The 21709-nt window shown below is 54.4% G+C and carries 18 protein-coding genes; 13 read left to right on the top strand and 5 right to left on the bottom strand.

Annotated elements, in window-relative coordinates; translation table 11 throughout:
* Position 1: 1 nt before the first annotated feature.
* Together thrB and thrC are read left to right on the top strand one after the other, a co-directional pair.
* On the top strand, positions 2-934 hold the full coding sequence (gene thrB, locus QMG90_RS18195) for a homoserine kinase (protein WP_283281047.1): 933 nt from the start codon (positions 2-4) through the stop codon (positions 932-934).
* Entirely contained in the window at positions 934-2220 is a 1287-nt protein-coding gene (gene thrC, locus QMG90_RS18190) for a threonine synthase (protein WP_283281046.1), read from the top strand. The genes thrB and thrC overlap by 1 nt, the downstream gene beginning before the upstream one ends.
* A gap of 38 nt (positions 2221-2258) precedes the next feature.
* On the opposite strand, the gene yaaA is transcribed toward thrC, so the two are convergent.
* Positions 2259-3035 (bottom strand): peroxide stress protein YaaA, encoded by a 777-nt coding sequence (gene yaaA, locus QMG90_RS18185; RefSeq protein ID WP_283281045.1) that lies wholly within the window; start codon positions 3033-3035, stop codon positions 2259-2261.
* Between the two features lie 66 nt (positions 3036-3101).
* Positions 3102-4532 (bottom strand): alanine/glycine:cation symporter family protein, encoded by a 1431-nt coding sequence (locus QMG90_RS18180; protein WP_283281044.1) that lies wholly within the window; start codon positions 4530-4532, stop codon positions 3102-3104.
* Positions 4533-4735: 203 nt separating this feature from the next.
* Between QMG90_RS18180 and tal the strand changes: the two genes are divergently transcribed.
* The 3 genes from tal (at position 4736) to QMG90_RS18165 (ending at position 7814) form a co-directional block, all read left to right on the top strand.
* Positions 4736-5689 (top strand): transaldolase, encoded by a 954-nt coding sequence (tal, locus tag QMG90_RS18175; protein WP_283281043.1) that lies wholly within the window; start codon positions 4736-4738, stop codon positions 5687-5689.
* Positions 5690-5800: 111 nt separating this feature from the next.
* Positions 5801-6388 carry a molybdopterin adenylyltransferase gene (mog, locus tag QMG90_RS18170; RefSeq protein ID WP_283281042.1) on the top strand — a complete coding sequence of 196 codons (588 nt, stop codon included), beginning with the start codon at positions 5801-5803 and terminating at the stop codon, positions 6386-6388.
* A 112-nt stretch (positions 6389-6500) separates the two neighbouring features.
* Positions 6501-7814 (top strand): MFS transporter, encoded by a 1314-nt coding sequence (locus tag QMG90_RS18165; protein WP_283281041.1) that lies wholly within the window; start codon positions 6501-6503, stop codon positions 7812-7814.
* Here QMG90_RS18165 and satP read toward each other — a convergent pair whose 3' ends face one another.
* Positions 7815-8381 (bottom strand): acetate uptake transporter, encoded by a 567-nt coding sequence (gene satP, locus QMG90_RS18160; RefSeq protein ID WP_283281040.1) that lies wholly within the window; start codon positions 8379-8381, stop codon positions 7815-7817.
* A gap of 290 nt (positions 8382-8671) precedes the next feature.
* Between satP and dnaK the strand changes: the two genes are divergently transcribed.
* On the top strand, positions 8672-10588 hold the full coding sequence (dnaK, locus tag QMG90_RS18155; RefSeq protein WP_283281039.1) for a molecular chaperone DnaK: 1917 nt from the start codon (positions 8672-8674) through the stop codon (positions 10586-10588).
* 84 nt (positions 10589-10672) lie between these two features.
* Positions 10673-11815 carry a molecular chaperone DnaJ gene (gene dnaJ, locus QMG90_RS18150; protein ID WP_283281038.1) on the top strand — a complete coding sequence of 381 codons (1143 nt, stop codon included), beginning with the start codon at positions 10673-10675 and terminating at the stop codon, positions 11813-11815.
* Between the two features lie 57 nt (positions 11816-11872).
* On the opposite strand, the gene QMG90_RS18145 is transcribed toward dnaJ, so the two are convergent.
* The gene (locus tag QMG90_RS18145) at positions 11873-12331 is read right to left on the bottom strand and encodes a winged helix-turn-helix domain-containing protein (protein WP_283281037.1); all 459 of its coding nucleotides are present in this window, start codon (positions 12329-12331) and stop codon (positions 11873-11875) included.
* Between the two features lie 354 nt (positions 12332-12685).
* Here QMG90_RS18145 and QMG90_RS18140 point away from each other — a divergent pair, with 354 nt between their 5' ends.
* From QMG90_RS18140 to nhaR, 3 genes are all read left to right on the top strand, one after another.
* Positions 12686-14464, top strand: coding sequence for a glycoside hydrolase family 18 protein (locus QMG90_RS18140; RefSeq protein WP_430381664.1), 1779 nt, complete (start codon positions 12686-12688; stop codon positions 14462-14464).
* A gap of 155 nt (positions 14465-14619) precedes the next feature.
* Positions 14620-15795 carry a Na+/H+ antiporter NhaA gene (gene nhaA, locus QMG90_RS18135; RefSeq protein ID WP_283281036.1) on the top strand — a complete coding sequence of 392 codons (1176 nt, stop codon included), beginning with the start codon at positions 14620-14622 and terminating at the stop codon, positions 15793-15795.
* Between the two features lie 54 nt (positions 15796-15849).
* On the top strand, positions 15850-16749 hold the full coding sequence (gene nhaR / locus QMG90_RS18130; RefSeq protein WP_283281035.1) for a transcriptional activator NhaR: 900 nt from the start codon (positions 15850-15852) through the stop codon (positions 16747-16749).
* 64 nt (positions 16750-16813) lie between these two features.
* On the opposite strand, the gene rpsT is transcribed toward nhaR, so the two are convergent.
* Positions 16814-17077: a 30S ribosomal protein S20 gene (gene rpsT / locus QMG90_RS18125; protein WP_049849781.1), complete on the bottom strand. Its 264-nt coding sequence runs from the start codon at positions 17075-17077 to the stop codon at positions 16814-16816.
* A 329-nt stretch (positions 17078-17406) separates the two neighbouring features.
* Here rpsT and ribF point away from each other — a divergent pair, with 329 nt between their 5' ends.
* From ribF to lspA, 3 genes are read left to right on the top strand one after another with little or no spacing between them, the layout of a single operon-like run.
* On the top strand, positions 17407-18345 hold the full coding sequence (ribF, locus tag QMG90_RS18115) for a bifunctional riboflavin kinase/FAD synthetase (RefSeq protein ID WP_283281034.1): 939 nt from the start codon (positions 17407-17409) through the stop codon (positions 18343-18345).
* Between the two features lie 37 nt (positions 18346-18382).
* The gene (ileS, locus tag QMG90_RS18110; RefSeq protein WP_283281033.1) at positions 18383-21199 is read left to right on the top strand and encodes an isoleucine--tRNA ligase; all 2817 of its coding nucleotides are present in this window, start codon (positions 18383-18385) and stop codon (positions 21197-21199) included.
* A complete protein-coding gene (gene lspA / locus QMG90_RS18105) occupies positions 21199-21699 on the top strand; it encodes a signal peptidase II (protein WP_283281031.1) in 501 nt (166 codons plus the stop codon). Before ileS ends, lspA begins: the two co-directional genes overlap by 1 nt.
* Positions 21700-21709: the final 10 nt, after the last annotated feature.

The following is a 21709-nucleotide window of genomic DNA, read 5'->3' as shown; positions in this document are numbered from 1 at the left end:
GATGGTGAAAGTCTATGCCCCGGCCTCCAGTGCCAATATGAGCGTGGGGTTTGATGTGCTTGGCGCGGCGGTGACACCGGTCGACGGTACGTTGCTGGGCGATAATGTTTCCGTCGAAGCCGCGGACCATTTCAGTCTGATCAATGCGGGCCACTTTGCCAGCAAGCTGCCGGCCAATCCGCAGGAAAATATTGTCTGGCAGTGCTGGGAGCGTTTCTGTCAGGAGATTGGCAAAACAGTGCCAGTGACCATGACGCTGGAAAAAAATATGCCGATCGGTTCTGGTCTTGGCTCCAGTGCCTGCTCGGTGGTGGCGGCGCTGGTGGCGATGAACGAATACTGCGGTAAGCCGCTGAATGAACATCGTATGCTGGCGTTGATGGGCGAGCTGGAAGGGCGCATCTCCGGCAGTATTCATTACGACAACGTCGCGCCGTGCTATCTGGGCGGTATGCAGTTGATTCTCGAAGAGAGCGGCATTATCAGCCAGCAGGTGCCAGGCTTTGATGAGTGGTTGTGGGTGCTGGCTTATCCGGGCATTAAAGTGTCGACCGCCGAAGCGCGGGCGATTTTACCGGCGCAGTATCGCCGTCAGGATTGTATCGCCCACGGGCGACATCTGGCGGGTTTCATTCACGCCTGCTACTCCCGCCAGCCGCGACTGGCGGCGGCGTTGATGAAGGACGTGATCGCCGAGCCGTATCGCACCAAACTGTTGCCCGGCTTCGATGCCGCGCGACAGGGCGTCGCGGAAATCGGCGCGCTGGCCTGCGGGATTTCCGGTTCCGGGCCGACGCTGTTTGCGCTCTGTGATAAACCGGAGACCGCGCAGCGGGTGGCTGACTGGCTCAGCAAACACTATCTGCAAAATCAGGAAGGCTTTGTTCATATTTGTCGGCTGGATACAGCGGGCGCACGCGTGGTGGAAAACTAATGAAACTCTATAACTTAAAAGATCATAACGAGCAGGTCAGTTTCGCACAGGCCGTGACGCAGGGGCTGGGCAGAAATCAGGGGTTATTCTTTCCGCACGACCTGCCGGAATTTAGCCTGACGGAAATTGATGAGATGCTGAAGCAAAATTTCATCACCCGCAGTGCCAAAATCCTCGCCGCGTTTATCGGTGATGAGATCCCGCAGGAGCTGCTGGAAGAGCGCGTACGCGCGGCGTTCGCTTTCCCGGCGCCAGTGAAAAAAGTGCAGGAAGATGTTGGCTGCCTTGAATTGTTCCATGGCCCGACGCTGGCGTTCAAGGATTTCGGCGGGCGCTTTATGGCGCAGATGCTGGGCCACATCAGCGGTGACAAGCCGGTCACTATTCTGACGGCGACCTCCGGCGACACCGGCGCAGCGGTTGCTCATGCCTTTTATGGCATGAAAAATGTGCGCGTGGTGATCCTCTATCCGCGCGGCAAAATTAGTCCGTTACAGGAAAAACTGTTCTGCACGCTGGGCGGCAACATTGAAACAGTGGCTATCGACGGTGATTTCGATGCCTGCCAGGCGCTGGTGAAACAGGCGTTTGATGATGAAGCGCTGAAAAAGGCACTGGGGCTGAACTCGGCAAATTCGATCAACATCAGCCGTCTGCTGGCACAGATTTGCTACTACTTTGAAGCGGTGGCGCAACTGCCGCAGGAAGCGCGCAATCAGCTGGTGGTCTCCGTGCCGAGCGGAAACTTTGGCGATCTGACCGCCGGTCTGCTGGCGAAAGCGCTGGGGCTGCCGGTGAAGCGTTTTATCGCCGCCACCAACGTTAACGACACCGTGCCGCGCTTCCTGAAAGACGGCGAGTGGAAACCCAACGCGACGCAGGCCACGCTCTCCAACGCGATGGACGTCAGCCAGCCGAATAACTGGCCGCGCGTGGAAGAGCTGTTCCGCCGTAAAATCTGGCGTCTGAAAGAGCTGGGTTACGCCACGGTGGACGACGAAACCACCAAAGCGACGATGCGTGAGCTTAAGGCGCTGGGCTACGTTTCAGAGCCACATGCGGCAGTGGCCTGGCGCGCACTGCGTGATCAACTGAACCCCGGCGAGTACGGGCTGTTCCTCGGTACGGCGCATCCGGCGAAATTCAAAGAAAGTGTTGAGGCGATTCTGGGTGAGCCGCTGGCGCTGCCGAAAGAACTGGCCGAACGTGCTGATTTACCGCTGCTCTCGCACAACCTGCCAGCCGATTTCGCGGCGCTGCGTCAGTTGCTGATGAGCAAAGCGTAATACCGTCCCCGGCAGTCAGTATGCTGTCGGGGCGTTTTTTACTGCTGTTCGTGGCGTTTAAACACCAGCTCGCCGTTTCCGGACGCTTCCCTGTCAAAGAAATACCCTTCGCTGTTAAAGCCGGTTAACTGCTCTGGCGTCGTCAGACGGTTTTCAATGATGTAGCGGCTCATCAGGCCACGCGCTTTCTTGGCGTAGAAGCTGATCACTTTGAATTTGCCGTTCTTCTCATCAAGGAACACGGGCTTGATGATGTCACCCTTCAGCTGCTTCGGCTTCACGGATTTAAAATACTCATCAGAGGCGAGATTAATGACAATGTCATCACCCTGCGCCTTCAGCGCCTCGTTGAGTTTGCTGGTGATGGTATCGCCCCAGAACTGGTAGAGATCTTTTCCCTTAGCGTTTTCCAGGCGAATGCCCATTTCCAGACGGTAGGGCTGCATCAAATCCAGAGGGCGCAGCACGCCGTACAGGCCGGAAAGCATCCGCAGATGCTGCTGAGCGAAATCAAAATCGGCATCACTGAATTCTTCCGCCTGCAGGCCGGTATACACATCGCCTTTAAACGCGAGGATCGCCTGGCGCGCATTCTGCGGCGTGAAATCCGGGTGCCAGTCATGGAAACGGGTGGCGTTGAGATCGGCGAGCTTGTCGCTGATGCCCATCAGCTTCGCAATCTGCGGCGCAGAAAGCTTCCGCGCTTCACGGATCAACTGCTGAGAGTGATCCAGCAGTTCTGGCTGGGTATAGCGATCGGTCGCCAGCGGGCTTTGGTAATCGAGCGTTTTAGCAGGTGAAATAAGAATCAGCATATCCAGTCCTTGCAGGCATTTTTCGGCGATTTTAACAAAAAACGCCTGCGAAGTGATCAATGACAGCTATTGGCGTGGCGTATCGTCCCAGCTTTCAGGCGCCAGTTGTTGTTGGATATCGGGATAGCGCGTGGGATCGAACACCGGCCGCACGCTCAGCTTGCGCTGGCGCAGGTAATCGCTGGCGATGATTTTCACCACCGGCGACAGCAGCAGGATCGCCGTCAGGTTGGTGATCGCCATCAGCGCCATGATCACGTCGGCCAGTTGCCAGACGACCGGCAGGCTGAGCAGCGTTCCCGCCATCACCATCAACAGCGTGACCGCCCGCAGCAACCAGATGTTTCGTGGCGTATGCAACTGCAAAAAGAAGAGATTGTTTTCGGCATACAGATAATTGGCAATGATGGACGTAAAGGCGAACAGCAGCACCACAAAGGCGACGAAACTGGCGCCCCAGCTCCCGATCAGATCCTCCATGGCATGCTGCACGAGGGTGATCCCGGCAATGCCGCTCAGTGACGTTTCATGGCCTGCCAGCAGAACGACCATCGCGCTGGCCGTACAGATCACCATCGTGTCGACGAAGACGCCGATCATCTGCACGATCCCTTGTGCCGCCGGGTGGGGTGGGAAAGACGCTGCCGTGGCGGCCGCATTCGGGGTGGAACCCAGCCCGGCTTCGTTAGAGAACATACCGCGCTGGATACCGCTGGTCAGTGCCTGGCTGAGGGTATAACCGACCGCGCCCGCCGCCGCTTCCTGCCAGCCAAAGGCGCTGCGAATGATACGCACCAGGATAGTGGGCAGTTGCTCGACATGCCACAGGCTGATGACCACGCTGGCGATAACCCAGATCAGCGCCATAAACGGCACCACCCACTGCAACAGCCGCGCGACGCCGCGCAGACCACGTACGATGCACAATAGGGTTAATGCGACCAGTCCGAGGCCCGTTGCAAAGGTCGGAAGCTCAAAGGCGTAGCTGACCGCCAGCGCGACCGAATTGGCCTGCACAGTATTGAAAATCAGCCCGTAGGCCAGCAACAGGAATATAGAAAAGAGGACGCCCATCCAGCGCATACCGAGGCCGCGCGCCATATACCACGCCGGCCCGCCCCGGAACTGCCCCTGGCTATCGCGCTCTTTATAAAGTTGTGCCAGCGAACACTCCGCAAAGCTGGTGGCCATACCGATGATAGCGGAGACCCACATCCAGAAGACCGCACCCGGCCCGCCAGCGGTGATGGCGAGCGCCACGCCCGCGAGGTTTCCGCTCCCCACGCGCGCGGCCAGACTGGTGCAGAGGGCCTGAAACGAGGTCAGACCACCCTCCTGAGGCCTGAAACTGCCTTTCAGACTTTTCCCGAATTGTCGGACATAACGGAACTGAATATAACCAGTCCGCCATGTGAACCACACGCCCGCGCCGAGCAACAGGTAAATCATTACCGAGCCCCAGAGCATGTCGTTGATAAAAGAAAGAAAATCAGGCATTAGACGTCCTCTTGTACATGCCGACTTACTGATGTAAGTGCTACCATTTTAGGGATAATCCTTTATCTCTCATAAGATTAATTGTCCTAGTTTATCATACTCTGCGGTCTTTCACGGTCCAGGTTGCGCTGACCCCACGTCGTGTTATCATCAAGAAAGACCGATTACATCCCCCTAACACGCTGTTTAAAGAGATACACAATATGACGGATAAATTGACCTCCCTGCGTCAGTACACCACCGTAGTCGCTGACACCGGAGATATTGCCGCAATGAAGCTTTACCAGCCTCAGGATGCGACAACGAACCCTTCTCTGATCCTCAATGCGGCGCAGATCCCTGAATATCGCAAACTGATCGACGACGCCGTTAACTGGGCGAAAAGCCAGAGCAGCGACCGCGCTCAGCAGGTAGTAGATGCTACCGACAAACTGGCCGTGAATATTGGTCTGGAAATTCTTAAGCTGATCCCAGGCCGCATCTCCACCGAAGTTGACGCGCGTCTTTCTTATGACACCGACGCCTCTATCGCCAAAGCGAAGCGTTTGATCAAACTGTACAACGACGCGGGCATTGGCAACGACCGCATTCTGATCAAACTGGCTTCCACCTGGCAGGGCATCCGTGCCGCTGAGCAACTGGAAAAAGACGGCATCAACTGTAACCTGACGCTGCTGTTCTCCTTTGCGCAGGCGCGTGCTTGTGCAGAAGCCGGTGTTTTCCTGATCTCTCCTTTCGTTGGCCGTATCCTCGACTGGTACAAAGCTAACACTGACAAGAAAGAGTACGCACCGGCAGAAGATCCGGGCGTGGTTTCCGTGACGGAAATCTATGAGTACTACAAACAGCACGGTTATGAAACCGTGGTCATGGGCGCAAGCTTCCGTAACGTCGGCGAGATCCTCGAACTGGCGGGTTGTGATCGCCTGACTATCGCCCCGGCGCTGCTGAAAGAGCTGGCGGAAAGCGAAGGCGCGATTGAACCGAAACTGACCTTCAAAGGTGAAGTGAAGGCCCGTCCGGCGCGCATCACGGAATCTGAATTCCTGTGGCAGCACAACCAGGATCCGATGGCTGTCGACAAACTGGCGGATGGTATCCGTAAGTTTGCCGTTGACCAGGGCAAACTGGAAAAAATGATCGGCGATCTGCTGTAATCATTACTGGCGTGACCGGTTCCCGGTCACGCTACCTCTTTGCAAATCTGTCTGTCTCCCCCCTCAACGTGTATCATTCCGCATAACGGTTTTATTGTTAACGGAACGAATATGAACACCTTACGCATTGGCTTAGTTTCCATCTCTGACCGCGCCTCCAGTGGCGTATACCAGGACAAAGGCCTTCCGGCGCTTGAAGCATGGCTGGAAAGCGCACTGACGACGCCGTTTGAGGTGCAGACACGACTTATCCCTGACGAGCAGGCGATCATCGAGCAGACGCTGTGTGAGCTGGTGGACGAAATGAGCTGCCATCTGGTGCTCACCACCGGTGGGACCGGCCCGGCGCGTCGCGATGTGACGCCTGACGCGACGCTGGCGATAGCCGATCGTGAAATGCCAGGCTTCGGCGAGCAGATGCGCCAGATCAGCCTGCATTTCGTGCCGACGGCGATCCTTTCCCGTCAGGTAGGGGTGATCCGCAAGCAGGCGCTGATCCTCAATCTTCCCGGGCAGCCGAAGTCGATTCAGGAGACGCTCGAAGGGGTGAAAGCGGCGGACGGTACGGTAGTGGTGGCGGGGATTTTTGCCAGCGTCCCGTATTGCATACAACTACTGGACGGGCCTTACGTGGAAACCGATCCGCAAGTGGTAGCAGCATTTCGCCCGAAAAGCGCGCGTCGCGAAACAATCTCCTGAATACTGATTTTTTGTGACATAACCTGTGCATGTCATAGCGCATTAACGATGTTACGGTATATTCACATTTTATTTACACTACCGGTAACTCTGGCTGAACAAACGGTCCGCTATGACACTGCACGCACGCCCTCTGAATCGACAGGATTATAAAACCCTGACGCTGGCCGCCCTCGGCGGTGCGCTGGAGTTTTATGACTTCATTATTTTCGTCTTCTTCGCTGCGGTTATCGGTGAACTGTTCTTCCCGGCGGATATCCCTGAGTGGCTGCGTCAGGTGCAAACCTTCGGCATTTTTGCCGCTGGTTATCTGGCCCGTCCGCTGGGCGGCATCATTATGGCGCATTTCGGCGATCTGGTCGGGCGCAAGAAGATGTTCACGCTCAGCATCCTGCTGATGGCGATCCCGACGCTGGCGATCGGCCTGCTGCCAACCTATGCCACGGTAGGGCTTGTCGCACCGTTATTACTGCTGCTGATGCGTATTCTGCAGGGCGCGGCTATCGGCGGCGAAGTGCCTGGCGCGTGGGTGTTTGTGGCTGAACATGTACCGACGCGCCGCATTGGCATTGCCTGCGGCACGCTGACCGCCGGGCTGACTGTGGGGATCCTGCTTGGTTCGGTGGTGGCGACGCTGATTAATACTTCGATGACCCAGCAGGCCATACATGACGGCGGCTGGCGTATTCCTTTCCTGCTTGGCGGTGCATTTGGCCTGGTGGCGATGTATCTGCGCCGCTGGTTGCAGGAAACTCCCATTTTTATCGAGCTGCAGGAACGTCAAGCGCTGGCGGAAGAGATGCCAGTGAAAACGGTGGTGACGAAACACCGGCAGGCGGTAGTGATCTCCATGCTGCTCACCTGGCTGTTGTCCGCTGGAATTGTGGTGGTAATTTTGATGTCACCGGTCTGGCTGCAGAAACAGTACGGTTTTGCCCCGGCGTTAACGCTGCAGGCCAACAGTATCGCCACCATTATGCTCTGTTTCGGTTGTCTGATCGCGGGCTTCGCGGCGGATCGCTTCGGCTCGGGGCTTACGCTTATCATCGGGTCATTATTCCTGACAGGCGCGAGCTGGGCGTTTTATCACGGGGTTGGTACGCATCCTGAATTGCTGATGCCGCTGTATGGTCTCGTGGGGCTGTGCGTTGGCGTGGTGGGGTCGGTGCCTTATGTGATGGTGCGGTCGTTCCCGGCGGAAGTGCGTTTCACCGGCATCTCGTTTTCCTACAACGTATCTTATGCGATTTTTGGCGGTCTGACGCCGATTGCGGTCACCATGCTGATGGTTGTGTCGCCGCTGGCGCCTGCGTGGTATGTGCTGGCGTTGTCGCTCATGGGAATGGGAATTGGATTCTGGCTGCGACGGGATAGTTACCGTCTGCCAGGCCCGGCAAGCGAGGCGCCGCCGGGCACAAACGGCTAATTAGTGTTTCTCACCAATCGGCAGTACGGTGCGGCCGTACTGCGCGTTCAACACTTCACCCATCGCCAGATAAATCGCGCTCGCCCCACAGACGATGCCCACCCAACCGGCAACATGCACAATGCTCTCGTTATCCGCCAGATGACCTATCGCCAGCAATGCAAACAGCACCGTCAGGCTCAGGAAAACGAACTGCAGCATTCGCGCGCCGGTCAGCGTTCCAAAGAACATAAACAGCGTGAACACGCCCCACAGCCCCAGGTAAACGCCGAGGAAATGTGAGTTTGCTGCATCAGTCAGGCCCATTTTCGGCATCAACAGGATCGCGACCAGCGTCAGCCAGAACGAACCATAAGAAGTGAACGCCGTTAAGCCAAAGGTATTGCCTTTTTTATACTCCAGCAGTCCCGCGAAGATTTGCGCGATACCGCCGTAAAAGATGCCCATTGCCAGGATAATGCCATCAAGCGGGAAAAGCCCGATGTTGTGCAGGTTCAGCAGAACCGTAGTCATGCCGAAACCCATCAGACCCAGCGGAGCCGGATTAGCCAACGTTGTGTTGCCCATAATTCCTCAAAAATCATCATAAAATGGTGAAATATCGATACCCCGCGCGATTCCTCTGGTTGCGGGGCGCGGCATCATAATCAGGCCCACAAAGTGTGTCCATGATCTCACTGCGGGTAATGAAAATATTTTTGCCTGACCCCTTGATGCCCGGCGATGCGACCCCATCTAGTAGTCAACCGCAGTGGTGAACCTGAAAAAAAACGATTCAGGGAGCTTGAAACCGCACGTTTCGCCCTTATTACAGGTTCACAACCACATGTTGACGAATTTTTAGTGGAGACGTTTAGATGGGTAAAATTATTGGTATCGACCTGGGTACAACCAACTCTTGTGTAGCGATTATGGACGGCACGACGGCACGTGTGCTTGAGAACGCCGAAGGCGATCGCACCACGCCTTCTATCATTGCTTATACCAACGATGGTGAAACTCTGGTTGGTCAGCCGGCTAAACGTCAGGCAGTGACGAACCCGCAAAATACGCTGTTCGCGATCAAACGCCTGATTGGCCGTCGCTTCCAGGATGAAGAAGTTCAGCGTGACGTTTCTATCATGCCGTACAAAATCATCGGCGCTGACAACGGCGACGCATGGCTTGATGTGAAAGGTCAGAAAATGGCACCGCCGCAGATCTCTGCAGAAGTGCTGAAAAAAATGAAGAAAACGGCGGAAGATTACTTGGGTGAGCCGGTAACTGAAGCGGTTATCACTGTACCGGCGTACTTTAACGATGCTCAGCGTCAGGCAACCAAAGATGCTGGCCGTATCGCAGGTCTGGAAGTCAAACGTATCATCAACGAACCGACCGCTGCCGCACTGGCTTACGGTCTGGATAAAGAAGTTGGCAACCGTACTATCGCGGTTTACGACCTCGGTGGTGGTACCTTCGATATCTCTATTATCGAAATCGACGAAGTTGACGGCGAAAAAACCTTTGAAGTTCTGGCAACCAACGGTGATACCCACCTGGGTGGTGAAGACTTCGATACCCGTCTGATCAACTATCTGGTCGACGAATTCAAGAAAGATCAGGGCATTGACCTGCGTAACGATCCGCTGGCGATGCAGCGTCTGAAAGAAGCGGCTGAGAAAGCGAAAATCGAGCTTTCTTCTGCTCAGCAGACCGACGTTAACCTGCCGTACATCACAGCAGATGCGACCGGTCCGAAACACATGAACATTAAAGTGACGCGCGCGAAACTGGAAAGCCTGGTAGAAGACCTGGTGAACCGTTCCATCGAGCCGCTGAAAGTGGCGCTGCAGGATGCTGGCCTGTCCGTTTCTGACGTGCAGGACGTGATCCTGGTCGGTGGTCAGACGCGTATGCCGATGGTTCAGAAGAAAGTGGCTGAGTTCTTCGGTAAAGAGCCGCGTAAAGACGTTAACCCGGACGAAGCTGTCGCTATCGGCGCTGCGGTTCAGGGCGGTGTACTGACTGGTGATGTGAAAGACGTACTGCTGCTGGACGTTACCCCGCTGTCGCTGGGTATCGAAACCATGGGCGGCGTGATGACTTCGCTCATCAACAAAAACACTACCATCCCGACCAAACACAGCCAGGTGTTCTCGACTGCGGAAGACAACCAGTCTGCGGTAACCATCCATGTGCTGCAGGGTGAGCGTAAACGCGCTGGCGATAACAAGTCTCTGGGTCAGTTCAACCTGGATGGAATTAACCCGGCACCGCGCGGCATGCCGCAGATCGAAGTTACCTTTGACATCGATGCTGACGGTATCCTGCACGTTTCCGCGAAAGATAAGAACAGCGGTAAAGAGCAGAAGATCACCATCAAGGCTTCTTCTGGCCTGAACGAAGATGAAATCGAAAAAATGGTTCGCGAAGCGGAAGCTAACGCTGAGTCTGACCGTAAATTCGAAGAACTGGTTCAGACCCGCAACCAGGGTGACCATCTGCTGCACAGCACCCGTAAGCAGGTTGAAGAAGCGGGCGACAAGCTGCCGGCAGACGATAAAACCGCTATCGAGTCTGCACTGACCGCGCTGGAAACCGCGCTGAAAGGTGAAGATAAAGCGGATATCGAAGCGAAAATGCAGGCGCTGGCGCAGGCTTCCCAGAAACTGCTGGAAATTGCTCAACAGCAGCACGCCCAGCAGCAGGCGGGTTCCGCTGATGCTTCTGAGAACAACGCGAAAGACGACGACGTTGTCGACGCTGAGTTCGAAGAAGTGAAAGACAAAAAATAATCGCCCTTTGAACGGGTAAAGACTGGCACGGGCGAAGAGGTTTCCTCTCCGCCCGTGCTCGCATGTTAAGGGCAATGAAAAGAGATGGCTAAAAGAGACTACTACGAGGTTTTAGGCGTTTCCAAAACCGCGGAAGAGCGTGAAATCAAAAAGGCGTACAAACGCCTTGCCATGAAATTTCACCCGGACCGTAACCAGGGTGATAAAGACGCTGAAGCCAAATTTAAAGAGATCAAGGAAGCTTACGAGATCCTGACCGACGATCAGAAACGCGCTGCGTATGATCAGTACGGCCATGCCGCATTCGAACAGGGCGGTATGGGTGGTGGCGGATTCGGCGGCGGCTTTGGCGGTGGCGCTGATTTCAGTGACATCTTCGGCGACGTGTTTGGCGACATTTTTGGCGGCGGTCGTGGTCGTCAGCGCGCCGCACGCGGGGCGGATTTACGCTACAACATGGAGCTGACGCTGGAAGAAGCGGTGCGCGGCGTCACGAAAGAGATCCGTATCCCGACGCTGGAAGAGTGCGACGTCTGCCACGGCAATGGCGCGAAACCCGGCACCCAACCGCAGACCTGTCCGACCTGTCATGGTTCCGGCCAGGTACAAATGCGCCAGGGCTTCTTTGCGGTGCAGCAGACCTGTCCGCACTGTCAGGGCCGCGGTACGCTAATTAAAGATCCGTGCACCAAGTGCCACGGTCATGGTCGCGTTGAGAAATCCAAAACGCTGTCGGTGAAAATCCCGGCAGGCGTGGATACTGGCGATCGTATCCGCCTGGCAGGTGAGGGCGAAGCTGGTGAGCATGGCGCACCAGCAGGCGATTTGTACGTTCAGGTACAGGTAAAACAGCACCCGATTTTCGAGCGCGAAGGTAATAATCTGTACTGCGAAGTGCCGATTAACTTCGCCATGGCTGCCCTCGGAGGGGAAATCGAAGTGCCGACGCTGGATGGTCGCGTGATGCTGAAAGTGCCGCATGAAACGCAGACCGGCAAACTGTTCCGCATGCGCGGTAAAGGTGTAAAATCCGTCCGCGGCGGCGCCCAGGGCGATCTGCTGTGTCGTGTGGTGGTGGAAACCCCGGTCGGTCTTAACGAGAAGCAAAAACAGTTGCTGAAAGATCTGCAGGAAAGTTTTGGCGGCCCGACGGGTGAGAAAAACAGCCCGCGCTCCAAAAGCTTCTTCGACGGCGTAAAAAAATTCTTCGATGATTTGACGCGCTAAGCGCAGAGCATGGTGAATAAAACCCGAAAGGTGCGATCCTTTCGGGTTTTTTGTTTATTAACTCGCTGAGATAGCCTGAAATAACCCCACTGTTGCCAGCAGTGAAAGAAGACAAAGCAACGTGGAAATAAGCACTGTCTCTGGTTTGATTTTCTTCTCTTTCGTCAGATACAGTGGCGCTGCAACCGCAGTGATGCGCGTCTCCTGATTCACCCGCAGGCCAATGCGCGGAACCGTAATAATAAAATCATTGATGCCCACATCACGCAGATCTTTGCGCAGCAGATATAACAGTTGAGTCAGATTAGCATCACTGACAAACTGACCACGCACTCCCCACAGTTCAGCGGTGATAGTTCCTTTATCAATCACTTTTTCTGCACGTTTTTCAATCAGTAAGCTCAGGCAACGTGCGCGCATTGGCGTCATTTTTATTTTTCTGGCGTTGTCCCGGTTTTCTATTTCTAAACTTTCTTCGCTAAAAATAAAATTCTCGTTGAGTATATAGCGGCTCATAGCGATACCTTAATCAATAAGTGACGTGTTAAATATTGGCACAGCTAATGAATAACTCTTACTCTTTCATGGGCGACATTGTCCATTTTTGGAAATAGAGAGATATATAATATATAAATAACATTATATATCATTGATATTAAAGGATTTTATTTGCTTTAAGTTGAAGGGGGTATACGCGGTGGCTATTATTATTTAGAGGTGTCATTCCAATGATGTAAATTGATTTTATCATCCTGCCTGTCCGTGTTTTATTGTTGTTATTCGTGATTACCTTATTTTCTGCAATCGTGGGAGGGTATGTCCACAGCACATCGCTGTGCATTTTAAACGAAAATTCACGAGGTAATCAGAATGTCTAAATTAATTAAGGGCGACAGCCGTACTGAGCAAAGTAATGCCGTAGATGGTTTTAAACCTGCGACTGAAACTGAAAAATATAGCTATACTTCGGCTCGCGTCGCGACGCCGGTATATAACCGTTATAAGAAAGCCAATAAGCCGAAAGTATTTGGTTACTACACCGACTGGTCTCAGTATGACGGTCGTCTGCAGGGCCAGGATACGCCGGAAAGCCGCGGTCGTGGATATGACCTGGCGAATGTTGCGCCTACCGCTTACGACAAAATCATTTTTGGTTTCCTGGGCATCGTTGGCGATCAGGGCGAAAAGCAGTCCACCATCAATAACGCCGCTTCTCAGACCGGCAAAGTCACGAATGAGCCGACTTTCCTCGACCCGTGGGGTGATTTCCAGTCTTATGTCAACTGCAACCTGGAAACCAGCGGCTGGGATGTCGATCCGAAAACAGTTACTGAATCTACCACGCATGGTCTGCTGGGCGGTCTGCGCGATCTGCAGGCGAAAGCCAAAACCATGGGCCATGAACTGGCGCTCTCCATGAGTATCGGTGGCTGGACCATGAGTAACGGTTTCCACGAAATGGCGAAAACCGACGCTTCCCGTAAAGTGTTTGCTGCGGGCGTCGTGAAACTGTTCAAACAGTTCCCGATGTTCAGCGAAGTGGATATTGACTGGGAATATCCGAACAACGCTGGTAACGGCAACCCGCATGGTCCGGAAGATGGCGCGAACTACGCGATGCTTATCAAGGAGCTGAAAACGCAGCTGAATGCAGCTGGTCGCAGCGATGTGAAAGTGTCTATCGCCAGCTCCGCCGTGGTTGATGTGCTGGGCTACTCCAATGTGAAAGCGTTGCTGGATGCCGGTCTGTATGGCATCAACGTCATGACCTATGACTTCTTTGGTACGCCGTGGGCGGCAGAACTGACTCACCACACCAACCTGACGCCGCTGAATGAAGGCAGCTGGAGTGTTGAAGCGGTGGTTGATTACCTGATCGCCGAAGGTTTCCCGTCAGATCGTATCAATATCGGTTATGCCGGTTATACCCGTAACGCCCGCAACGCAGAGATCAGCTCTTTCTCTCCGCTGAAAGGGACGTACAACCCGGGGCAGGGTACCACGACCGGGACCTTTGAATCGGGTTGCACCGAATGGTATGACACCATCTATAACTATCTGGATCTGGAAAACCAGAAAGGTCGTAATGGCTTCAACGTCTATACCGATGACGTGGCAAATGCTGATTTCCTGTTCAACCCAAACAGTGGCGTCTTTATGTCTCTCGACACCCCACGTTCTGTGAAACTGAAAGGTGAATATGCGGCTCGCCATAATCTGGGCGGTCTGTTTACCTGGACTATTGATCAGGACAACGGTGTACTGCTGAATGCGGCACGTGAAGGTCTGGGTTATGAAATGGAAAATGAAGTCGTGGATATGGAGCCGTTCTACTTCAAAGGCATTAATACCACTGGCGAAGAGGATTCATCCACTGACGAACCGGTTGTGCCGGATGAAGATCCGATTGATGTTGAACCAGTAGATGACGAACCGGTTGACGACGAACCAGAAGAAGACGATACCCCGGTATCTGTCGGCGGGACCTGGGATGCTGAGAAAATCTATTATGGTTTTGACGCTGGTAAAGAAGGTGAGATCGTGACTTACAACGGTCATTCTTACCAGGCTCAGTGGTGGAACCAGGGCATGCAACCTGATCTGAATTGCGGTGAAGGTCAGCCGTGGCAGGATTTAGGGGCGATTTAACTTCTCGCAAATTCCTTCCTGCAAAAGACGCTCATTGAGCGTCTTTTTTTTCGTTTTTTACGAGTTATTAAGCAGAAATAAGCTGCTTTTTTCGAGTGAATCGACCGGGTATCATTTCTATTATTCTGTTTTATCGAAGTGAATCGGGATTTGACATGAAATATTTACACCGTTTTTTTAGCAGTGATGCATCCGGTGGCATCATCCTTATTCTTGCCGCCGCGCTGGCGATGCTGTTGGCGAATACTGGCGCGACCAGCGGCATTTATCACTCGTTTCTGGAAACCCCTGTGCAGTTGCGGGTGGGCGCGCTGGAAATCAATAAAAACATGCTGTTGTGGATTAACGATGCCCTGATGGCGGTGTTTTTCCTGCTGATTGGTCTTGAGGTCAAGCGTGAACTGTTGCAGGGATCGCTCGCCAGCCGCCATCAGGCGGTGTTCCCGGTGATCGCCGCGCTGGGTGGGATGGTGGTGCCGGCGCTGGTGTATCTGGCGTTTAATGCGCAGGATCCGATTGCTCGCGAAGGCTGGGCGATCCCGGCGGCGACCGACATCGCCTTTGCGCTGGGTGTGCTGGCGTTGCTCGGCAGCCGCGTTCCGGCAGCACTGAAAATCTTCCTGATGGCGCTGGCGATTATCGATGATCTCGGGGCGATTGTGATTATCGCACTGTTTTATACCAACGATTTGTCACTGTTGTCGCTGGGCGTTGCTGCAGCGGCAATTGTAGTGCTGGTGGCGCTGAACCTGAGCGGCGTGCGTCGGACAGGCATTTATATTCTGGTGGGGGCGATCCTATGGACGGCGGTGCTGAAATCCGGCGTTCACGCGACGCTCGCCGGGGTGATTGTTGGTTTCCTGATCCCTTTACAGGAAAAAGCAGGAAAATCACCGGCAAAGCAACTTGAGCACGTTCTGCACCCGTGGGTCGCGTTTTTGATTTTGCCGTTGTTCGCCTTTGCCAATGCCGGGGTTTCCCTCGACGGCGTCACGCCCGAAGGGCTGATGTCGCTGTTGCCTTTAGGCATTATTGCCGGCCTGTTTATTGGGAAACCGCTGGGCATTGGTTTATTCTGCTGGCTGGCGCTAAAACTAAAATGGGCGTCGTTGCCGGAGGGCACCACCTGCAGACAAATCATGGCGGTGGGCGTCCTGTGCGGAATCGGCTTCACAATGTCGATTTTCATCGCCAGCCTGGCGTTTGGCGGCGTGGATCCGGCGCTGATTAACTGGGCGAAACTGGGCATCTTGATTGGCTCCATTGCTTCGGCCGTTGTCGGTTATTGTCTGCTACGCTTCCAGATGCGCGGCGACGTCAGAACCGCCTGAATAAAAAAGAGCCCTGCGGGGCTCTTTTTACGACATTTATCAGGGAGTGAAAGCATGTCTCATATCAATTACAACCATCTTTATTATTTCTGGCATGTCTACAAAGAGGGATCTGTCGTAGGTGCGGCGGAAGTACTCTACCTGACGCCGCAAACCATCACCGGGCAGATCAAAGCCCTCGAAGAACGCCTGCAGGGGCGGCTGTTCAAACGTAAGGGCAGGGGGCTTGAGCCAAGCGAACTGGGGGAACTGGTGTTCCGCTACGCGGACAAGATGTTCACGCTCAGCCAGGAGATGCTGGATGTCGTCAACTATCGCAAAGAGGCGAATCTGCTGTTCGATGTTGGCGTTGCGGATGCGCTGTCGAAACGGCTGGTGAGCGGTATTCTGGATGCCGCCGTGGTGGAAGATGAACAGATCCACCTGCGTTGTTTTGAATCCACACACGAACTGCTGCTTGAGCAGCTCAGCCAGCACAAACTGGACATGATTATCTCCGATTGCCCTATCGACTCCACGCAACAGGAAGGGCTGTTTTCGGTAAAAATCGGTGAGTGCAGCGTCAGTTTCTGGAGCATGAGCCCGCTACCGAAAAAGCCGTTTCCGGCGTGCCTGGAAGAGCGACGCCTGCTGATCCCGGGTCGTCGTTCCATGTTAGGTCGCAAGCTGTTGAACTGGATCAACACCCAGGGGTTAAAAGTGGAGATCCTTGGTGAGTTCGACGATGCCGCGCTGATGAAAGCTTTTGGCGCCGCGCACAATGCCATTTTTGTTGCGCCAACGCTGTATGCCAGCGATCTTTATGCCGATGAAAACATCGTGGAGGTGGGACGTCTGGACAGTGTGATGGAAGAGTATCACGCCATTTTTGCCGAGCGGATGATTCAGCACCCGGCAGTGCAGCGCATCTGTCATCGTGACTATAAATCCCTGTTTACGTTGCCGAAGCGCTGAATGACAGACATAAAAAAACCCGCGTTAAGCGGGCTTTTTTACAAAGCGGATAACAAGCGGGCGATTAAGCCAGTTTGTTGATCTGAGCAACCAGGTTCGCCTTATGACGAGCCGCTTTGTTTTTGTGGATCAGACCTTTAGAAGCCTGACGGTCCACGATTGGTTGCATTTCGTTAAATGCTTTCTGTGCAGCAGCTTTGTCGCCAGCTTCGATAGCTGCGTATACTTTCTTGATGAAAGTACGCATCATAGAGCGACGGCTAGCGTTGTGCTTGCGAGCCTTTTCAGACTGAACGGCGCGCTTCTTAGCTGATTTGATATTAGCCAAGGTCCAACTCCCAAATATGATCTATATGGACAATTCAAAGGCCGAGGAATATGCCCTTTTAGCCTTCTTTTGTCAATGGATTTGTGCAAATAAGCGCCGTTAATGTGACGACACTTGATTACGTAGTGATGGCGCAGGATTCTAACAGCTTGCGCCTGCCGAATACAGCTTTTCTGGCACAAAAATCGCAGCATAACGGCAGTTTTTCTCGCCATTACCGTCAAGGTTGATGAAATCCTTATCTCTTTCTGCTGCGGAGTGTAATCGCGGGTTAACCTTGACTGCTGTACAAGGTATACTCGAACGATTTTCACTGTTTTGAGCCAGACATGAAGCTGATACGCGGCATACATAATTTGAGTCAGGCCCCGCACGGGTGTGTGCTGACCATCGGTAATTTTGACGGCGTACATCGTGGGCATCAGGCGTTGCTGCAACGTTTACGCGAAGAAGGCCGCGAGCGTGGCGTGCCGGTGGTGGTCATGATTTTTGAACCGCAGCCGCTTGAGCTTTTTTCGGCTGAAAAAGCCCCCGCGCGTCTGACGCGCCTGCGTGAAAAACTGCGCTATCTGGCCGAAAGCGGCGTTGACTATGTCTTGTGCCTCCGCTTCGACCGTCGCTTTGCCGCCCTGACGGCGCAAACATTTATCAGCGATCTGCTGGTAAAACGTCTTGGTGTACAGTATCTCGCGGTGGGTGATGATTTCCGCTTTGGCGCGGGTCGCCAGGGGGATTTCTTGTTATTGCAAAAGGCGGGTGCGGAGTTTGGTTTCAACGTCACCAGTACGCAAACTTTCTGTGAAGGGGGCGTGCGTATCAGCAGCACCGCAGTGCGTCAGGCGCTGGCGGAAGACGATTTGCTGCAGGCAGAGAAATTGCTGGGTCATCCTTTTATTATTTCTGGCCGTGTGGTGCATGGCGATGAGCTTGGGCGCACCATCGGTTTCCCGACGGCGAACTTACCGCTGCGTCGTCAGGTCTCCCCGGTAAAAGGGGTTTATGCGGTGGAAGTCGCAGGATTAGGTAACACACTCCTGCCTGGTGTTGCGAATATTGGCACCCGGCCCACGGTGTCTGGCGTACGCCAACAGCTCGAAGTACATCTGTTAGATGTTGTAATGGACCTCTATGGTCGCCATATAGATGTCATACTGCGTAAAAAAATACGCAATGAGCAGCGATTCGCGTCGCTGGATGAACTAAAAGCGCAGATTGCGCGTGATGAATTAACCGCCCGTGATTTTTTTGGGCTATCCAACCCGGCGTAATGCCTGAACGAGTTTTAAATACGGAACCGAGAATCTGATGAGTGACTATAAATCGACCCTGAATTTGCCGGAAACAGGGTTCCCGATGCGCGGCGACCTCGCTAAGCGCGAACCGGGAATGCTGGCGCGTTGGACCGATGATGACCTGTACGGCATCATCCGTGCGGCGAAAAAAGGCAAAAAAACCTTCATTCTGCATGATGGCCCTCCTTATGCGAATGGCAGCATTCATATTGGTCACTCGGTCAACAAGATTCTGAAAGACATTATCGTGAAGTCCAAAGGACTCGCGGGATATGACTCGCCTTATGTTCCAGGCTGGGACTGCCACGGTCTGCCTATCGAACTGAAAGTTGAGCAGGAATTTGGTAAGCCAGGCGAGAAGTTCACTGCCGCCGAGTTCCGCGCTAAATGCCGTGAGTACGCCGCAGGCCAGGTTGATGGTCAGCGAAAAGACTTTATCCGTCTTGGCGTGCTGGGCGACTGGTCGCATCCGTACCTGACGATGAACTTCAAAACCGAAGCCAACATCATCCGTGCGCTGGGCAAAATCATCGGCAACGGCCACCTGCTGAAAGGGGCGAAGCCGGTGCACTGGTGCGTGGACTGCCGTTCTGCGCTGGCGGAAGCGGAAGTCGAGTACTACGACAAAACCTCTCCGTCTATTGATGTGGCGTTTGAGGCGGTCGATCAGGACGCCATCAAGGGCAAATTTGGCCTGCCTGGTGTCAGCGGCCCGATCTCACTGGTGATCTGGACCACCACGCCGTGGACGTTACCGGCAAACCGTGCAATCTCCCTGTCGGCGGAATTTGACTATGCGTTGGTACAGGTTGAAGGTCAGGCGCTGATCGTAGCGAAAGATCTGCTGGAAAGCGTGCTGAAACGCGCAAATATCACCGATTACACCGTGCTTGGTACTGTCAAAGGCGATGCGCTGGAACTGATGCGCTTTAAGCATCCGTTCCTCAATTTCGACGTCCCGGCGATCCTCGGCGATCACGTGACGCTGGAAGCGGGTACCGGTGCGGTACATACCGCCGGCGGTCACGGTCCGGACGACTATAGCATCAGCCTGAAATACGGTCTGGAAATCGCAAACCCGGTGGGCCCGGACGGTTCCTTCCTGCCAGGTACATACCCGGCGCTGGACGGCATCAACGTCTTCAAAGCGAACGACATTATCGTCGATATTCTGCGTAACAGCGGCGCGCTGCTGCATGTAGAAAAACTCCAGCACAGCTACCCGTGCTGCTGGCGTCATAAGACGCCGATCATCTTCCGCGCCACGCCGCAGTGGTTCGTGAGCATGGATCAAAAAGGCCTGCGTGCGCAGTCGCTGGCGGAAATCAAAGGCGTGCAGTGGATCCCGGACTGGGGCCAGGCGCGTATTGAATCAATGGTCGCTAACCGTCCTGACTGGTGTATTTCCCGTCAGCGTACCTGGGGCGTGCCGATGTCGCTGTTCGTGCATAAAGAAACGCATGAACTGCACCCGCGCACGCTGGAATTGATGGAAGCCGTTGCGAAACGTGTGGAAGTTGACGGCATCCAGGCGTGGTGGGATCTCGACCCGCGCGACATCATGGGTGATGACGCCGACAGCTACGAGAAAGTACCAGACACGCTCGACGTGTGGTTTGATTCCGGATCCACTCACGCGTCCGTCGTTGATGTGCGCCCGGAATTTGCCGGTCATGCCGCCGATATGTATCTGGAAGGTTCTGACCAGCATCGCGGCTGGTTCATGTCCTCGCTGATGATCTCCACGGCGATGAAAGGCAAAGCGCCGTATCGCCAGGTGTTGACTCACGGCTTCACCGTGGATGGTCAGGGACGCAAAATGTCCAAATCCATCGGCAACACCGTGAGCCCGCAGGATGTGATGAACAAACTGGGCGCGGATATTCTGCGTCTGTGGGTGGCATCAACGGACTACACCGGTGAAATGGCGGTCTCCGATGAGATCCTCAAACGTGCCGCCGACAGCTATCGTCGTATCCGTAACACCGCGCGCTTCCTGCTGGCGAACCTGAACGGGTTTGATCCGGTAAAAGACATGGTGAAACCGGAAGAGATGGTGGTGCTGGACCGGTGGGCGGTGGGTTGCGCGAAAGCGGCGCAGGAAGACATTGTTAAAGCCTATGAGTCCTACGATTTCCACGAAGTGGTGCAGCGCCTGATGCGTTTCTGCTCCATCGAAATGGGCTCGTTCTATCTCGACATCATCAAAGACAGACAGTACACCGCGAAAGCCGACAGCGTTGCCCGTCGCAGTTGCCAGACCGCGCTGTTCCACATTGCGGAAGCGCTGGTGCGCTGGATGGCGCCGATCATGTCCTTCACCGCTGATGAAATCTGGGGTTATCTGCCGGGCTCCCGTGAGAAGTATGTTTTCACTGGCGAATGGTACGACGGGCTGTTTGGCCTGGCGGCAACCGAGCCAATGAACGATGCTTTCTGGGATGACTTGCTGAAAGTCCGTGGCGAAGTGAACAAGGTGATCGAACAGGCGCGTGCTGATAAGAAAGTGGGCGGTTCTCTGGAAGCAGCGGTGACGCTGTTTGCCGAGCCGGAACTCTCTGCGAAGCTCACCGCGCTGGGCGATGAATTGCGATTTGTCCTGTTGACCTCCGGCGCGAAAGTTGCGGATTATGCCGGGGCGACGGCAGACGCTCAGCAGAGTGAACTGCTGAAAGGGCTGAAAATCGCCCTGAGCAAAGCCGAAGGTGATAAATGCCCGCGCTGCTGGCATTACACCACTGATGTCGGCCTGGTGGCGGAACACGCAGAACTCTGCGGACGCTGTGTCAGCAACGTCGCCGGTGACGGTGAAAAACGTAAGTTTGCCTGATGAGTAACTCTGTCTGTTCTACCGGACTGCGCTGGCTGTGGGTGGTCGTCGCGGTGCTGATTATCGATTTAGGCAGCAAGTACCTGATCCTCCAGAATTTTGCGCTGGGGGATACGGTTTCGCTGTTTCCGTCGCTGAATCTGCACTATGCGCGTAACTATGGCGCGGCGTTCAGCTTTCTTGCCGACAGCGGTGGCTGGCAGCGCTGGTTCTTTGCCGGCATCGCTATCGGTATCTGCGTAGTGCTGACGGTACTGATGTACCGCTCAAAAGCGACGCAGAAGCTGAATAACATCGCCTACGCGTTAATCATCGGCGGGGCGCTGGGCAACCTGTTTGACCGCCTGTGGCACGGCTTTGTCGTCGACATGATCGATTTCTACGTCGGCGACTGGCACTTTGCGACCTTCAACCTTGCCGATACCGCGATTTGTATCGGCGCAGCGTTGATTGTGCTGGAAGGCTTTTTGCCGAATGCGGCTGCGAAGAAGCAAGCGTAATCAGAAATGC

It is taken from the genome of Trabulsiella odontotermitis (assembly GCF_030053895.1).
Taxonomy (GTDB): domain Bacteria; phylum Pseudomonadota; class Gammaproteobacteria; order Enterobacterales; family Enterobacteriaceae; genus Trabulsiella; species Trabulsiella odontotermitis_C.
This window is presented reverse-complemented; position numbering and strand designations above follow the sequence as displayed.

What these genes read in the sequence shown, in the direction of transcription:
- satP (WP_283281040.1), bottom strand. Translation starts at nt 8,381, where the DNA reads ATGGGCAACACAACGTTGGCTAATCCGGCTCCGCTGGGTCTGATGGGT.
- QMG90_RS18140 (WP_430381664.1), top strand. Translation starts at nt 12,686, where the DNA reads ATGTCTAAATTAATTAAGGGCGACAGCCGTACTGAGCAAAGTAATGCC.
- tal (WP_283281043.1), top strand. Translation starts at nt 4,736, where the DNA reads ATGACGGATAAATTGACCTCCCTGCGTCAGTACACCACCGTAGTCGCT.
- ribF (WP_283281034.1), top strand. Translation starts at nt 17,407, where the DNA reads ATGAAGCTGATACGCGGCATACATAATTTGAGTCAGGCCCCGCACGGG.
- yaaA (WP_283281045.1), bottom strand. Translation starts at nt 3,035, where the DNA reads ATGCTGATTCTTATTTCACCTGCTAAAACGCTCGATTACCAAAGCCCG.
- nhaA (WP_283281036.1), top strand. Translation starts at nt 14,620, where the DNA reads ATGAAATATTTACACCGTTTTTTTAGCAGTGATGCATCCGGTGGCATC.
- lspA (WP_283281031.1), top strand. Translation starts at nt 21,199, where the DNA reads ATGAGTAACTCTGTCTGTTCTACCGGACTGCGCTGGCTGTGGGTGGTC.
- thrC (WP_283281046.1), top strand. Translation starts at nt 934, where the DNA reads ATGAAACTCTATAACTTAAAAGATCATAACGAGCAGGTCAGTTTCGCA.
- QMG90_RS18165 (WP_283281041.1), top strand. Translation starts at nt 6,501, where the DNA reads ATGACACTGCACGCACGCCCTCTGAATCGACAGGATTATAAAACCCTG.
- thrB (WP_283281047.1), top strand. Translation starts at nt 2, where the DNA reads ATGGTGAAAGTCTATGCCCCGGCCTCCAGTGCCAATATGAGCGTGGGG.
- nhaR (WP_283281035.1), top strand. Translation starts at nt 15,850, where the DNA reads ATGTCTCATATCAATTACAACCATCTTTATTATTTCTGGCATGTCTAC.
- mog (WP_283281042.1), top strand. Translation starts at nt 5,801, where the DNA reads ATGAACACCTTACGCATTGGCTTAGTTTCCATCTCTGACCGCGCCTCC.
- QMG90_RS18180 (WP_283281044.1), bottom strand. Translation starts at nt 4,532, where the DNA reads ATGCCTGATTTTCTTTCTTTTATCAACGACATGCTCTGGGGCTCGGTA.
- QMG90_RS18145 (WP_283281037.1), bottom strand. Translation starts at nt 12,331, where the DNA reads ATGAGCCGCTATATACTCAACGAGAATTTTATTTTTAGCGAAGAAAGT.
- dnaK (WP_283281039.1), top strand. Translation starts at nt 8,672, where the DNA reads ATGGGTAAAATTATTGGTATCGACCTGGGTACAACCAACTCTTGTGTA.
- ileS (WP_283281033.1), top strand. Translation starts at nt 18,383, where the DNA reads ATGAGTGACTATAAATCGACCCTGAATTTGCCGGAAACAGGGTTCCCG.
- dnaJ (WP_283281038.1), top strand. Translation starts at nt 10,673, where the DNA reads ATGGCTAAAAGAGACTACTACGAGGTTTTAGGCGTTTCCAAAACCGCG.